At 69.5% G+C, this 14236-nt stretch carries 13 protein-coding genes; 9 read left to right on the forward strand and 4 right to left on the reverse strand.

Translation table 11 applies throughout. The features are described from left to right. The first annotated feature begins 6 nt into the window (after nt 1–6). On the forward strand, nt 7–894 hold the full coding sequence (locus tag B0I29_RS16000; RefSeq protein ID WP_111649784.1) for an alpha/beta fold hydrolase: 888 nt from the start codon (nt 7–9) through the stop codon (nt 892–894). A gap of 561 nt (nt 895–1455) precedes the next feature. Beyond that, on the forward strand, nt 1456–2256 hold the full coding sequence (locus B0I29_RS16005) for an EI24 domain-containing protein (RefSeq protein WP_245972549.1): 801 nt from the start codon (nt 1456–1458) through the stop codon (nt 2254–2256). Between the two features lie 5 nt (nt 2257–2261). On the opposite strand, the gene B0I29_RS16010 is transcribed toward B0I29_RS16005, so the two are convergent. From B0I29_RS16010 to B0I29_RS16020, 3 genes are all read right to left on the reverse strand, one after another. Further along, nucleotides 2262–3275 carry a LacI family DNA-binding transcriptional regulator gene (locus tag B0I29_RS16010; RefSeq protein ID WP_111649786.1) on the reverse strand — a complete coding sequence of 338 codons (1014 nt, stop codon included), beginning with the start codon at nt 3273–3275 and terminating at the stop codon, nt 2262–2264. Between the two features lie 26 nt (nt 3276–3301). After that, nucleotides 3302–4705: a GH1 family beta-glucosidase gene (locus B0I29_RS16015; RefSeq protein WP_111649787.1), complete on the reverse strand. Its 1404-nt coding sequence runs from the start codon at nt 4703–4705 to the stop codon at nt 3302–3304. Between the two features lie 112 nt (nt 4706–4817). After that, entirely contained in the window at nt 4818–5579 is a 762-nt protein-coding gene (locus tag B0I29_RS16020; RefSeq protein ID WP_111649788.1) for a maleylpyruvate isomerase family mycothiol-dependent enzyme, read from the reverse strand. Between the two features lie 68 nt (nt 5580–5647). Here B0I29_RS16020 and B0I29_RS16025 point away from each other — a divergent pair, with 68 nt between their 5' ends. Continuing rightward, nucleotides 5648–6712: a UDP-N-acetylmuramate dehydrogenase gene (locus B0I29_RS16025; RefSeq protein ID WP_375790630.1), complete on the forward strand. Its 1065-nt coding sequence runs from the start codon at nt 5648–5650 to the stop codon at nt 6710–6712. 9 nt (nt 6713–6721) lie between these two features. Here the strand turns inward: B0I29_RS16025 and B0I29_RS16030 are convergent, their stop codons facing one another. Further along, entirely contained in the window at nt 6722–7372 is a 651-nt protein-coding gene (locus B0I29_RS16030) for a CAP domain-containing protein (RefSeq protein ID WP_221402722.1), read from the reverse strand. Nucleotides 7373–7742: 370 nt separating this feature from the next. On the opposite strand from B0I29_RS16030, the gene B0I29_RS16035 reads away from it, so the two are divergent. From B0I29_RS16035 to B0I29_RS16060, 6 genes are all read left to right on the forward strand, one after another. After that, nucleotides 7743–8441, forward strand: coding sequence for a response regulator transcription factor (locus tag B0I29_RS16035; RefSeq protein ID WP_111649790.1), 699 nt, complete (start codon nt 7743–7745; stop codon nt 8439–8441). Nucleotides 8442–8523: 82 nt separating this feature from the next. After that, nucleotides 8524–10890, forward strand: a complete 2367-nt coding sequence (locus B0I29_RS16040) for a chemotaxis protein CheA (protein ID WP_111649791.1) — start codon at nt 8524–8526, stop codon at nt 10888–10890. Between the two features lies 1 nt (nt 10891). Beyond that, nucleotides 10892–11329 carry a chemotaxis protein CheW gene (locus tag B0I29_RS16045; protein WP_111649792.1) on the forward strand — a complete coding sequence of 146 codons (438 nt, stop codon included), beginning with the start codon at nt 10892–10894 and terminating at the stop codon, nt 11327–11329. Next, complete coding sequence (locus B0I29_RS16050; RefSeq protein WP_111649793.1) at nt 11329–12201, forward strand: hypothetical protein; 873 nt, start codon at nt 11329–11331, stop codon at nt 12199–12201. Before B0I29_RS16045 ends, B0I29_RS16050 begins: the two co-directional genes overlap by 1 nt. Before the next feature lie 13 nt (nt 12202–12214). Next, nucleotides 12215–13390 carry a protein-glutamate methylesterase/protein-glutamine glutaminase gene (locus B0I29_RS16055; protein WP_111649794.1) on the forward strand — a complete coding sequence of 392 codons (1176 nt, stop codon included), beginning with the start codon at nt 12215–12217 and terminating at the stop codon, nt 13388–13390. Then, on the forward strand, nt 13387–14232 hold the full coding sequence (locus tag B0I29_RS16060; protein WP_111649795.1) for a CheR family methyltransferase: 846 nt from the start codon (nt 13387–13389) through the stop codon (nt 14230–14232). The genes B0I29_RS16055 and B0I29_RS16060 overlap by 4 nt, the downstream gene beginning before the upstream one ends. The last annotated feature ends 4 nt before the right edge of the window (nt 14233–14236 follow it).

Here is a 14236-nt window from a genome sequence, read left to right on the forward strand (position 1 = left end):
GGCCTTTTGAGAGGCCGTTTCGGGCCGCCGCCTCCGGACGGCGGCCCGCGCTTGCAGCGCGCCGATCGGACCGGCCCGCGGACCGGTCGCCCTACGTTGCCGGGTCCGGCCACCGAGCTGGTCACCCTCCCCTCTGGGGTACGCGTGGAGCAGCTGACCACCGGCGCCGGCGACCCGGTGACCGTCTTCGCGCACGGCCTGGCCGGTGACATCGCCGGTACCCGCCCGTTCGGCAGTGGTGTGACCGGTCGGCGGGTGTTCTTCCACTTCCGCGGGCACGGCCGCTCCGACGTGCCGCCCGGCCCGTGGAGCTTCGCCGACCTCGCCGCCGAGCTCTCGGCCGTTTCCGACCTCGCCGGCGCCACTCGCGCGCTCGGCGTGAGCATGGGCGCGGCCGCCCTCTGCCGGCTGCTCGCCACCGACCCGCACCGATTCGAGCGGGTGGTGCTCTACCTGCCCGCCCCACTGGACGGTCAGCGCACGGCGGCGTCGGTGTCCCGGATGGAACGTTTCCTGGCCTGCGTCGAGTCCGGCGAAGCCGCGATGATCGCCGAGGCGGTGGAGACCGAGATCCCGCCCGCGGTCCGCAACACCCCGGCCGGCTGGAGCCACCTGCGTCAGCGGGTGGAGTCGCTGCAGCGTGACGGCCTGGCCCAGGAGATCGCGACGATCTGGGATTCGCCCGCTGTCACCGATGACTCGGTGCTGCGTGAGTTCCGCGGCCGGGCCCTGGTGATCGGCTGCCTCGGGGACGACGTGCACCCGGTGAGCTGGGCCGAACGACTGGCCGAGCTGCTGCCCGGAGCCGAGCTGGAGGTCTTCGACCGCCCCTCGATCCTCTGGACGAGCCGCCAGGAACTCCGAACCCGGATCTCCACCTTCCTGAACAGCTAACCCGATCTCGGGCTGAGTTTGGTGCCGTTATGTCCGAAAGCCGTAACTTTTGGTTGGTCTGGGGCGTCTTTAGTGCGTGCGCTTGTCCCCTAAATCCCTCTTTTTCGGGTTAGTTACCGTCGGGCTGCCGTTCTCGATCGTCTCCGGTTGGGCCCTCGGTGCTCCGGCTGTCGAGCCCGCCGCGATCGGTGTCACGGGCGAGGCCGGCGGTGTCGGCGGAATCGGTGCCGCCCCCGCGACCATCACGCCCGACAAGGTCAACCCCCACGGCTACACGGGCCACCCGCCCCGAGCCACGACCACCGCGCCCGCCACGGCTCCGGTCACGGCCGCGCCGGTCACTCCGGGGGCCACGGTGACGGTCACGGTCGTTACTTCCGTACCCCCGCCGCTTTTGACCTCGTCTTTGCCCCCGCTTCTCACTGATCCGCCGGTGCCGACGCCGACGTCGGTGATCGACCCGCCGATTCCGTCGGCGACGCCGTCGTCGAGCGCGACGCCGTCTCCATCGGAGACCCTCGCTCCATCGGGTGTAGCGAGCGGGTCCTAAGCTCACGGACCGTGAGCGGTGATCAAAGTCGAGCGGTGTCGGCGGTCCGGGAGTTCGTGACCGGGGCGGGTTTGCTCGGCCGTGGGCTCGGCCTGATCCTGCGCAGCCCCCGGTTGCTGCTGCTCGGGCTGATTCCGGCGGTGCTCTCCGGGATCCTCTACATCGTTCTGCTGGTTCTGCTGGTCCGGTTCCTGCCCGACCTGTCGGAGGACGCGACCTGGTTCGCCGACGGCTGGGCCGGCTGGCTCCGCGACGTCGTGCAGGTCTTCGCCGGCGCCGGCATCCTGGGCCTCTCCGTGCTGCTCGGGATCCTCACGTTCACCGCGGTGACGCTGCTGATCGGCGATCCGTTCTACGAGACCATCTCGGGCCGGATCGAGAACCGTTTCGGCGGGGTTCCGGACGAGGTCGAGGTCGGCCTGCTGGAGTCGCTGCGTCGCAGCCTCGCCGACTCGCTGCGGCTGATCGGCATCGGTGTGCTGGTCGCGATCCCGCTTTTCCTGCTCGGGCTGCTGCCGGTGATCGGGCAGACCGTGATCCCGGTGATCGGCGGCGCGATCGGCGGTTGGCTGCTCGCGCTGGAGCTGACCGGTGTGCCGTTCCAGCGGCGTGGTCAGCGTCTGCGGCACCGGCGAGCGGTTCTGGGCGCGAGCAAGCCGCTCACGCTGGGGTTCGGCGCTGCGGTGTTCGCGGTGTTCCTGATCCCGCTCGGGGCGGTGCTGTTCATGCCGGCCGCGATCGCCGGGGCGACGTTGCTGGCCCGCAGGTCGCTGGGTAAGCCGATCACGATCACCACGACGGCGTCGTTGTAGAAATTTCAGGCTGACTCGCGCAGGACCAGTTCGGTCGGCAGGACCACCGACTCCGGCACGTCCTCGTCGCCCGCGATCAGCCGCAGCATCAGCTGGGCCATGGTCCGGCCCGACTCGGCGATCGGCTGACGGACCGTGGTGAGCGGCGGATCGCTGTACCGGCTGATGTCGAAGTCGTCGAATCCGATCACCGCGACGTCGTCCGGCACCCGCCGCCCGGCCGCCCGCAACGTCTGCAGCGCACCGTGTGCCATCAGGTCGGACGCGGCGAAGACGGCGTCCAGGGACGGGTCGCGGTCGAGCAGGTCGCGCATCGCGGCGATGCCGGAGTCGCGGGTGAAGTCGCCCTGCGCCACAAGTTCCGGGAGACCGGCCTGGCGCAGCGTGTCCCGGTAACCGGCGAGCCGGGCCAGGCCGGCGACCATGTCCTGCGGTCCGGCGATGGTGGCGATCCGGCGGCGTCCGGCGGCGACCAGGTGACGAACCGCGGCGGCCACTCCGCCGGCGTGGTCGACGTCGACGTACGGCACCTGGGGGCCGTCGCTCATCGGGCGGCCGCTGCACACGACCGGGATGCCGCGCTGGGCCAGCGCGCCGGGCAGCGGATCGGCGCCGTGGATCGAGGCGAACAGCACTCCGTCGACGTGACCGGCTACCGCGTACCGCTCGACGCGATGATGACCGGCCTCGGAGCCGGTCATCATCAGCACGAGCTGTTTGTCGGCGGCTTCCAGCTCCATGCCGACACCCCGGATGATCGCCGGGAAGAACAGGTCGTCGGAGAAGACCCGGTTCGCCGTCTCCGGCAGGATCAGCGCGATCGAGTCGGTCCGCTGGGTGACCAGGCTGCGAGCTGCCTGGTTCGGCACGTAACCGAGCTCGTCGACGGCCTGGTTGACCGCGTCCCGGATGCCGGCCGCCACCGTGGTGGAGCCGTTGACGACGCGGGACACGGTCGCCCGGGACACCCCGGCACGACGGGCCACCGCTTCCAAGGTGGGCCGCTCCCGCGTCGTCACAAGAAGTCTCCCCGTCTAGTGAGGCTTTACTCCAGGCCGTTGCGCCGGATGACCTCGCGGTACCACTTCGCACTGTCCTTGAGCACACGCTCTTGCGTCGTGTAGTCGACGTGCACGATACCGAAGCGCTTCTTGTAGCCCTCGGCCCATTCGAAGTTGTCCATCAGAGACCACGCGAAGTATCCACGCAGATCCACTCCGTCCGCCAGAGCGTCGTGGCAGGCGCGCAGGTGAGCGTCGATGTATTCGATCCGACGGAGGTCCTGAACCTCGCCGTTCTCGGACGGAACCTCGGGGTACGCCGCGCCGTTCTCGGTGATCATCAGTGCGGTGCCCGGGTAGTCCCGGTGGATGCGGGTCAGCAGACGGTTCAGCGACGCCGGTTCGATCTGCCAGTTCATGTCGGTGACCGGGCCGACCGGCGGCCGGAACGCGATGCCCTGGCTGCCTGGGTAATCGCCGGCACCGGGCGCGCCGGCCTTCGCGGAGACGTACGAAGGGGTGTAGAAGTTGATCCCCAGCACGTCGAGCGGCTGGTGGATGAGCGCCTCGTCGCCGTCACGGATGAACGACAGGTCGGTGATCCGGGAGATGTGCTCCAGGACGTCCGCCGGGTACCGGCCGAGCAGCAGCGGGTCGAAGAAGATCCGGTTCGCGACGCCGTCGATGATCCGGGCGGCGTCGATGTCGGCCGGGTTCGCCGGGTCGAGCGGGGAGACCTCGCACGGGTTGAGCGTGATGCTGATGTTGCGGGCACCGGCCGACCGCAGGGCGCTCGCCGCGAGGCCGTGCGCCAGGTTGAGGTGGTGGACCGCGGCCAGGGCGGCGGCCGGGTTCTGCACACCGGGCGCGTGGATGCCGTTGCCGTAACCCAGGTACGCCGAGCACCAAGGCTCGTTCAGCGTGGTCCAGGTGGCGACGCGGTCGCCGAGGCGGCGGTGCACGATCTGGGCGTACTCGGCGAAGGCCTCGGCGGTCTCGCGTGCGGTCCAGCCGCCGCGGTCCTCCAGCGTCTGCGGCAGGTCCCAGTGGTACAGCGTGACGACCGGGTCGATGCCCTTGGCGAGCAGTTCGTCGGTGAGCCGGTCGTAGAAGTCCAGACCCCGCACGTTGACCGGGCCGGTGCCGTCCGGCTGGATCCGCGGCCAGGCGACCGAGAAGCGGTACGCGCCGAGACCGAGGTCGGCCATCATCGCGACGTCGTCGGCGTACCGGTGGTAGTGGTCGCAGGCGATGTCACCGGTGTGGCCGGCGTAGACCTTGCCCGGGGTGCGGCTGAAGGTGTCCCAGATGGACGGGCCGCGACCGTCCTCCCGCGCCGCGCCCTCGATCTGGTACGACGCGGTGGCCGCGCCCCAGACGAAACCTTCGGGGAAGGTGATCCCCGTGGGCGCGGGCTGCGCCGACGTGGACGTGACGGTAGCCGTCATTCTGCACCGCTTCCTGCTCTTGATCAGGTTCTGTGACTTAACCGGTTCAGAGGATACTTGCTCATGCGGCTGGGGCCCCCGCTGAGGAGAGCGTTTTCTCAACCGCTGGGGGTCAGCCGGTCCGCAGTGCCTGAACCAGGCGCGGGTCACCGGTGAGGGCGAGCTGATCGGTCCGCTTACGGCCCATCAGCGCGAGCTGGAGGTCGCTCGCGGTGCCGGTGATCTTTGCTCGGGGGTGGTGGTCGTCGCTGTCCAGGATCGTGCCGGTGTCCAGCAGCGCGATGCCCGGGCCGCGGAGCCGGACGAACCACTCGTGCGCGGCATCCGTCGCGACCAGGTGCACCACACCGTGCAGGTCGTCCGGGCCCTGCCGGCGGCCGGCCGGCAGCCAGGTGTCCAGCACCTCGCTCACGCCGTCGGCGGCGAGTTTCGTCTCGATCGGGGTGGCCCGGCCGGCGGCGGTCTCGGCGTCCCAGCGGTGGACCGAGATCTCATGCGCCATCCGGCGGTCCCAGAAGCTCGCCCGTTTGGGCTGCGGCGCCCAGTTCCACGCGGGGAAGTCCGGGTCGAGCGCTTCTAGGGTCTCGATCGTGCCGGTCAGCTCACGCCGCAACTGGTCCAGCGCCTCGGACCACTCCGGGCGTTCGGTCGCCTCGTCCCTCGGGGCGGGCCGGTCGGTGACGCCGCGCGCCACCGACGCGCGGACCCAGCGCAGCAGCCCGGTCAGGTGGTCGGCGAGGTCGGCGACGGTCCAGCCTGGGCACGCGGCGATCGCCACGTCAGGACCGGTTTCGGCGACGGCGTCCCACAGCGCCGGCCCGTCGGCGCGCAGCGCCGCGAGCCAGAAGTCCTTCGTCGCGTGCAACCTGTTCATCGCAGATGTCTCCCGCTCGGCCGGACCGCCGGTGTCGCCCCCAACAGCCTGAGCTTAGGGTGAACCTCGTGCCCGACGCATTCGCCGACCATCTGATTGACACACCCCCGGCTGCCGAGAACTCCTTGGCGGTCTACACGACGCTACGCCTCGGTGGCCCAGCCGGCACCCTGACCACGGCTGTCCACGCGGACGAGGCAGTGGAGACGGTGCGTGCGGCGTCATCCGCCGGGCGGCCGGTCCTGGTTCTGGCCGGCGGGAGCAACGTCGTGATCGGCGACGCCGGGTTCCCCGGCGAGACGCTGCTGCTGCGTACCGGCGGCATCGAGGTCGTGGGCGAAGACCCGAGCAGCGTCGTGGTCCGGGTCGCGGCGGGCGAGACCTGGGACGATTTTGTTTCGTACGCCGTAACGAACGGCTGGTCCGGCGTGGAGTGCCTGTCCGGCATCCCCGGCTCGGCCGGCGCCACCCCGATCCAGAACGTCGGGGCGTACGGCCAGGAGGTCGGGCACACGATCGAGGCCGTGCACGCGTACGACCGGGTCGCCGACGAGATCCGCAGGATGACGCCCGCCGAGTGCGGCTTCGGCTACCGCGCGAGCGTCTTCAAGCACAACGACCGCTACCTGGTGCTCTCCGTCGACTTCCGGCTGGCGAAGTCCGGCGACTCGGCCCCGATCCGGTACGCGGAGCTGGCCCGCAGTCTCGGCGGCGAGGCCGGTGACCGGGTGCCGCTCGGCCTGGCCCGCGACACCGTGCTGAAACTGCGCGCCGGCAAGGGCATGGTGCTCGACCCGGAGGACCGCGACACCTGGTCGGTCGGCTCGTTCTTCACCAATCCAGTGATCTCCGAGGAGCTTTTCCGTACCCTCGGCGAGATCCCGCACTGGCCGGCCGGCGACGACATGGTCAAGCTGCCGGCCGCCTGGCTGATCGAGCGGGCCGGCTTCCCGAAAGGCTTCGCCGGTGACGGCGTCGCGATCTCCGGGAAGCACACGCTGGCCCTGACGAACCGGGGCGCCGGCAGCACGACCGCGCTGCTCGACCTGGCCCGCACGATCCGCGACGGGGTGCGCGAGCGCTTCGGCGTGGACCTGCACCCCGAGCCGGTGCTGGTCAACTGCGAGTTCTGAGCCGGCTTTCTACTGCCACCCGAACACCTGCGTGTAATAAGGAGTGCCGTCGGCCGCGTACGCGACGCCGGTGCCGATCGCCTTGGCGCCGCAGTTGAGGATGTTCGCCCGGTGGCCGGGGCTCTTCATCCAGGCGTCGACGACGCCGGTGGCGGTGGGGTAACCCCAGCCGATGTTCTCCCCGGCCGGCTGACGGTACCCGGCGACCCGGCTGCGGCTGACGAACGTCGAGCCGTCCCGCCAGACGTGGCTGAAGAGCCGGGTCCGCGCCATGTACCAGCTCTGCCGTAGTGAAGCGGTGACCAGGTTCTGGTCCTGGGTGAGCGCCGGGCACCCGGCGGCCTTGCGCCTCTCGTTGGTGAGGCGGAGCACCTGCGTCATCATCGAGCGCGCGCGCAGCCGGGCGACGGTGGCGGCGCCCGGTGTGGCCGCCGGGGCAGCGGTGGAGACGGCGCGTGGCGTGGCTTCTCTAACCTCACCCGGCGCGGGCTGTGTCGTCGGCGGGGATACGCGTACCGGGCGCGGCGGGGAGATCGGACCGGTGCCCAGCGCGGGTGCGGCGAGGACAAGCAGCGCGGGCGTTGCCGCGATCATCACGACACGTCGTACCGCCAGGTCGAACACGGGTGCCTCCGATCGGAACGGACGTGGATCGTCCATCAGGGCCTATCGCACCCCGTTGTTCGTGGCGTGTCACATCTTTCTCGAAATGGGCTAAAAGCCGTACGCGAAATGTCAGGCTGAAGGGATTGCCGCGCGCGCGACCGTTCCCCGGCGCAGAAAGTGAGCTGGCCACGGATCCTCGCGGACAGGCTCTTACGCCGGGCATAGGACGCTAAACTGTCACTGTCCGTAAATAGGCTGCGACATCACGCTATGGTGTTTTTGCGCCGTTGTAAATTCCTCCGTTCGTGGTCGCGCGAACGGTGCCAGGCAAGATGCTGATTCCGCCAGGTCGCAGGCGCGCGCCCGGCAATCGGCCGTGCCCGAGAAGGGTGCGAGTGCGGGTTGGGGGCATGGTGAACAAACGATGAGTCGCCTACTCGTGGTAGAGGACGACCCGGACATCGCACTCGCTCTTCGGCTGTTGTTCAGCCGAGCCGGATACGAGGTCGCGCACGCCGCCGACGGCCGCGCCGGCCTGAAGGAGGCGTACGCCGAACACCCCGATCTCGTGGTGCTCGACGTGGGCCTGCCGGAGATGGACGGCTGGCAGGTGCTGGAGCGGCTCCGTGACGTCTCGGACGTCCCGGTGCTGGTGCTCACGGCGCACGGTCAGGAGGCCGAGAAAGTACGCGGCCTGCGGGGCGGCGCCGACGACTACCTCACGAAGCCGTTCGCGAACAACGAATTGCTGGCCCGGGTGGAGGCGCTGCTGCGGCGGTCCTCCAGCGGACAGAACAACTGGGCCAGCCAGATCTACGACGACGGTCTCGTACACCTGGACCCGACCAAGCGCCGGGTCTATGTGAAAGGCGACGAGAAGCGCCTTACGCCGACCGAGTTCCGACTGCTCAACGCCCTGGTCCGGCACGCGGGAGCAGTCCTGTCGCCGAACCAGTTACTGACCCAGGCATGGGACGACCCGACCGGCATCGGCCAGGAACGGGTCAAGTTCGCAGTGCTGAGACTGCGCCGCAAGCTGGGCTGGTCCGATCCGGACGAGTCGCCCATCGAATCCGTTCGCGGATTCGGCTACCGATACCGGCGACCAGGCGGAGAAGCCTGATATCTCGCCGTTCCGGTCGAGTCTTCTCAGTTGGCGCCCGCACACGTCGAAGAGGGCTGTGAAGCCGAGCAGGAGGTAAGTGGTGGAAGACCTTGGCGAGATCGTCGGCGAATTCCTGATGGAAAGCCACGAGAACCTGGACCAGATCGACCGGGACCTCGTGAGCCTTGAGCAGGAACCGAACTCGCGTGACCTGATCTCCCGTATCTTCCGGGCGATTCACACGATCAAGGGCACCAGTGGATTCCTGGCGTTCAGTCGCCTGGAGAAGCTGGCCCACGGCGGTGAGTCGCTGCTGTCCCGGCTCCGGGACGGCGTTCAGCCGGTCACCCCGGAGACGATCACCGTACTGCTCGTGACCATCGACGGCGTCCGTGCGCTGCTCTCCTCCATCGAGGAGAAGGGCACCGAGGACGAGGTCGACATCGACAGCATCCTCGTCAAGGTCAACGCGCAGATGAACGCGCCGACGGCCGCCGCTCCGGCGGCTGCTCCCGCGGCCGCGCCGGCCGCCGCCGAGGCGGCGCCCGCGCCCGAGGGCGAAGCCCCGGTGCAGCTGGACGAGACGCCGAAGCGGGTGGCGCCCGAACCGGTCGCCGAGCAGCGCCAGCCTCTGGGCCAGATCCTGGTCGAGGCCGGAGCCGCCCAGCCCGTCGACGTCAGCTCCGCGCTCCAGCAGCAGATCGAGGGCGACGAGCGCAAACTCGGCACCATCCTGCTCGAAGAGGGCAAGACCCAGCCCGCCGCGGTCAGCGAGGCGTTGCAGGCGCAGACGCCGAAGCGGAGCATCGCGGACAGCGCGATCCGCGTCGACGTGGACCTGCTGGACACCCTGCTGAACATGGTCGGTGAGCTGGTCCTCGCCCGTAACCAGCTGGTCCGCGGCGTCATGGAGATCGGCGACGCGACCCTGGTGCGCAGCGCCCAGCGGCTCGGCATGATCACCAGTGAGCTGCAGGCGGGCATCATGAAGACCCGCATGCAGCCCATCGAGCACATCTGGTCGAAGCTGCCCCGAGTCGTCCGGGACCTGAGCAACTCGCTCGGCAAACAGGTCGAGCTGGTGATGCAGGGCAAGGACACCGAGCTCGACCGCAGCCTGCTGGAAGCGGTCAAGGACCCGCTGACCCACCTGGTGCGCAACGCGGTCGACCACGGCATCGAGGACCCGGAGCGGCGGACCGCGAGCGGCAAGGGACCGGTCGGCACGCTGACGCTTCGTGCGTACCACGAGGGCGGTCACGTCGCTGTCGAGGTCGCTGACGACGGCGCCGGCCTGGACGTCGACCGGATCGCGCAGAAGGCCGTGGAGAAGGGCTTGCTCCGGCCGGAGCAGGTTCCGAACATGGACAAGCGCGACATCATGGCGATGGTCTTCCAGCCCGGCTTCTCCACCGCGGCCAAGGTCACCAACGTCTCCGGCCGCGGCGTCGGCATGGACGTCGTGAAGACCAACATCGAGAACATCGGCGGCGCGGTCAGCGTCGACTCAACCCCGGGCGAGGGTACGGTCTGGCGGCTCACCATCCCGCTGACGCTCGCCATCATCCAGGCGCTCACTGTCGACTGTGGCGACCAGCGTTACGTGGTCCCGCAGGTCGCGGTGCTCGAACTGGTCTTCATCGACGGCAACACCACGAAGGTCGAGTACGCCTCCGGCGCGCCGGTCTACCGGCTGCGCGGCAAGCTGCTCCCGCTGGTCCGGCTGGACCGGGCCCTCGGGTTCGAGGTCGGCGGCGACCAGGGTGTCTACATCATGGTTCTGCAGGCCGACGGCCGACGGTTCGGCCTGGTCGTGGACCGGGTCCTGAACACCGAAGAAGTCGTGGTCAAGGCACTCAACACGCGGCTCAAGGACATCGGCCTCTATGCCGGCGCCACCATTCTCGGTGACGGCAAGGTCGGCCTGATCCTGGACGTCTCGTCGCTGGCCCGCCGTTCGCACCTGGCCGTCGACTCGGAGCGCGAGAACGTCGTCGCGAACTCCCGCGCCGCGGCCGGCGGAGGAACCGAACGCCTGCTGGTCACCGCGGTCGGCGAACGCCGGGTGGCGATCCCGCTGGACACCGTCACACGACTCGAGGAGTTCCCGCGCGACCGGCTCGAACACGCCGGCTCCCGCGAGGTCGTCCAGTACCGCGGTCAGATCCTTCCGCTGGTCCGGCTCTCCCATCTGCTCGGCGCGTACGGCGAGGAGATCGAGGGGGACACCGTCTCGGTCGTGGTCTACAGCGAGGGCGGCAAGAGCGTGGCGCTGGTGGTGGACCGGATCGTCGACATCGCCGAGAACTCGACCACGGCTCGCCGGGACGCCGAGGAGGACGGCCTGGTCGGCACCGCGGTGATCCAGCAACGGGTCACCGAGCTGCTCGACGTGCGCCGCGCGATCCTCGCCGCCGACCCGAACTTCTACAACGACACCATGGACGACATGCTGGTGGAGGCCTGAGATGGCGAGTCGTCAGTTCGCCACCTTCGAAGTGGCCGGGCAGCTCTTCGGCGTCGAGGTGCACACGGTGCAGGAGGTGCTCTCGTACAACGAGTACACCCCGGTGCCGCTCGCGCCGGCGGCCGTCGGCGGCCTGTTCAACCTTCGAGGTCAGGTGATCGCGGCGGTGGACCTGCGGGTGCAGCTCGGACTCGTCCGGCAGGCGCTCAAGGGTCCGGTCATGAACGTCATCCTTCGAGGTGACGGCGAGCCGGTGAGCCTTCTGGTGGACAAGATCGGCGAGGTCGTCGATCTGGAGGACGAGACGTTCGAGCCACCACCGGACACGCTCAGCGGACCGACCAGGGAGCTGGTCGTCGGGACCTTCAAGCTGGACGGGCGGCTCATGCTGGCTCTCGACGTCAACCAGGCCGTCGACACGTACCGCGCCACGACCTGATGTACAGCCTCGTCAGCGCCCCCGTCCTGGGCTTCGACCTGACCCGCCTGCAAGGTGGGCCGGCCGCTGCCGATGTGCTGCTGCGCGCCCTCCGCCTCCAGGCCGAGGACCTCCCGATCCTGGCGGCGAAACTGCCGGACGAGGGCGTACGAGGTCCGCTCTGGGTGGAGGTGGAGAGCGCCGCCCGCCGGATGCCCTCGCTGAAGGGGATGTCGAAGGACGACCCCGCGGGAAACCTCACATTGGTCGAGCGCGCGCCGATCGGCTCGGTGGACGCGCTTCTCACCTGCCTGCGATACGACGTCATGTCGTGGACCTGGGAGGGCAAGGGGCGCGACGCACGGCAGAGCGATGACGCGACCGCCGCCACCGCACTGCTCTGTGACGCGGCGGTCGCGAGTTATCTGCGTGAGGTGCTCGACGACGAGACCCGCCGGGGTCTCGGCGCCGGGTGGGTGGCGGCGGTGAAGAAGCTGCCGGCCGGGGCCCCGATCGACCTGGGGCCTCACCACTACACGGTGTCGGCCCTGCTCGACCGGTTGCGCACGTTGCGGCCGGAGGATCAGGACCGGGTGCTCACCTCCGCCGACGATGCCAGGCGTAACACCGCCGGGTGGTCGCCGGCGGTGCATTCGGCCTCCTGGGCCGCGTACCTCTCGGACCGGGTCCGTACCGCCGCGGCGGCGCAGATGCTGCTGGTCCAGGCGGTGGACACCGCCGGGATTCCGCTGGCCGACCGGGCCGGTGGCGTCTGGAACATGCTCAGCGGCGCCGTACAGGCGCTGGTGGTCCGCGATCTGCTGGACACCGCAACAGCTCACCGGCTGCTCGCACCGGTTGTCGCGGCACTCGGTCCGGCCTGGCTCGGTTGAAGGGAGTGGTCGAATGATCTCGGTTCTCGTCGTCGACGATTCCGTGGTGGTCCGTCGGCTGATCGTCGACGCTCTCGGCGAGGCGCAGGGCATCCAGGTCGTCGGCACCGCGGCGAACGGCCTGCTGGCCCAAGCCAAGATCGACCAGCTCAAGCCCGACGTGGTCACCATGGACATCGAGATGCCCGAGATGGATGGCATCGCTGCCGTGCGCGAGCTGCGCAAACGGCACGCGGCGCTGCCGGTGATCATGTTCAGCACGCTGTCCGCGGCGGGCGCTTCCGCCACCCTGGAGGCGCTCTCGGCGGGCGCCACCGACTACGTCACCAAGCCGAGCAACGTCGGCTCGGTGAAGGAGTCGATGGAGGCGGTACGGGAGCAGCTCGTACCCAAGATCCTGGCTCTTGGTGGTGGCCGGCGGAAGCCGGCCGGATCGGCTGGACCACCCACCCGCCCGGCGCCGGCCGGTATGCGTCCGGGGGCGGCGCCGCCGCGTCCCGGCCTTCCGCCGACGGCTCCCGGGCGCCCGCCACTCTCCGCCGCCCCGCCACCTCCCGGCCGGCCTTCCGCGTCGCGTCGCGCACCCGGCGGCCGGGTGGACATCCTCGCCATCGGATCGTCGACCGGCGGCCCGGACGCGCTCACCAAGGTGCTGCTCGGGCTGCCCGCCGACCTGCCGGTGCCGGTCGTGATCACCCAGCACATGCCGCCGGTCTTCACCAAGATGTTCGCCGAGCGGCTGGACCGCAGCACGCCGCTGCGGGTGCTCGAAGCGGGTGAGGGCATGGAACTCGCGGCGGGCACTGTCTACATCGCTCCGGGTGACCGACATCTGGTGTTTCTTCGCCGGGGGACCGCGACGCTCACCCAGCTCAGCGGTGCTCCACAGGAAAACTCGTGCCGACCGGCAGTGGACGTGATGTTCCGCTCGGTGGCCTCGCTGTACGGCGCATCGGCCTTCGCTGCTGTGCTCACCGGAATGGGACAAGACGGACGGAGTGGTGCGAAAGTGCTACGAGACTCGGGCGCCGAGGTGCTGGCACAGGACGAGGCGAGCTCGGTGGTCTGGGGTATGCCCGGCGCCGTGGTCGGCGCGGGGCTTGCCGACGAGGTGCTGCCTTTGGACCGGATCGCGGGAGCGCTGCTCAACCGTGTCCGGGTGGGTCGATCGCCGGCGGTGGCGCGATGACACTCTCCCAAGCCGACTTCAACTATGTCTCCAACCTGGTCCGCCGGGAGGCGTCGATCGTGTTGGCGCCCGGCAAGGAATACCTGGTCGAGGCCCGGTTGATCCCGGTTGCGCGAGCGGTTGGGGCAGCCAACGTCAACGAGTTCCTGGCTGATCTGCAGCGGCGGCCCAATCCTCAGTTCCAGCGGAAGATCATCGACGCGCTCACCACCAACGAGACGTCGTTCTTCCGGGACCGGGAGCCGTTCACGGCGCTCACCGAGGTGGTGCTCCCCGAGCTGATCAAGTCGCGTGCCTCGGTACGCAAGCTGCGGTTCTGGTCGGCGGCGAGCTCCAGCGGCCAGGAGGCGTTCAGCCTCGCGATCACGCTGCAGGAGAACCTGCCGGCGGGCTGGACGTACGAGATCGTCGGAACCGACATCTCCACCGCGATGGTCGAGCGGGCGACGAAGGGCGAGTACAGCCAGGTCGAGGTCAACCGTGGCCTGGCCGCGACTCAGCTGGTGCAGTACTTCGAGCGGGCCGGTGCGCACTGGCGGATCGTGCCGACGCTGCGCCGCAGCGTCTCGTTCAAGCACATGAGCCTGACCGCGCCGTTCCCGCCGATGCAGCCGTTCGACGTGATCTTCCTGCGCAACGTGCTCATCTACTTCGACGTCACGACCAAGCGCCAGGTGCTCCAGAACGCTGCCAAGATCCTGCGTCCGGACGGCTGGCTCTTCCTGGGCGCGGCCGAGACCACGATCGGCATCGACGACAACTACGAGCGCGTGGCCGCCGGCCGCACCTCTGCTTACCGGACTCGAAACGCGATGCCTGCCGGCGCCGCGAGAAGGGGATGACGCC

The sequence above is a fragment of the Actinoplanes lutulentus genome, from assembly GCF_003259845.1.
GTDB classification, from domain to species: domain Bacteria; phylum Actinomycetota; class Actinomycetes; order Mycobacteriales; family Micromonosporaceae; genus Actinoplanes; species Actinoplanes lutulentus.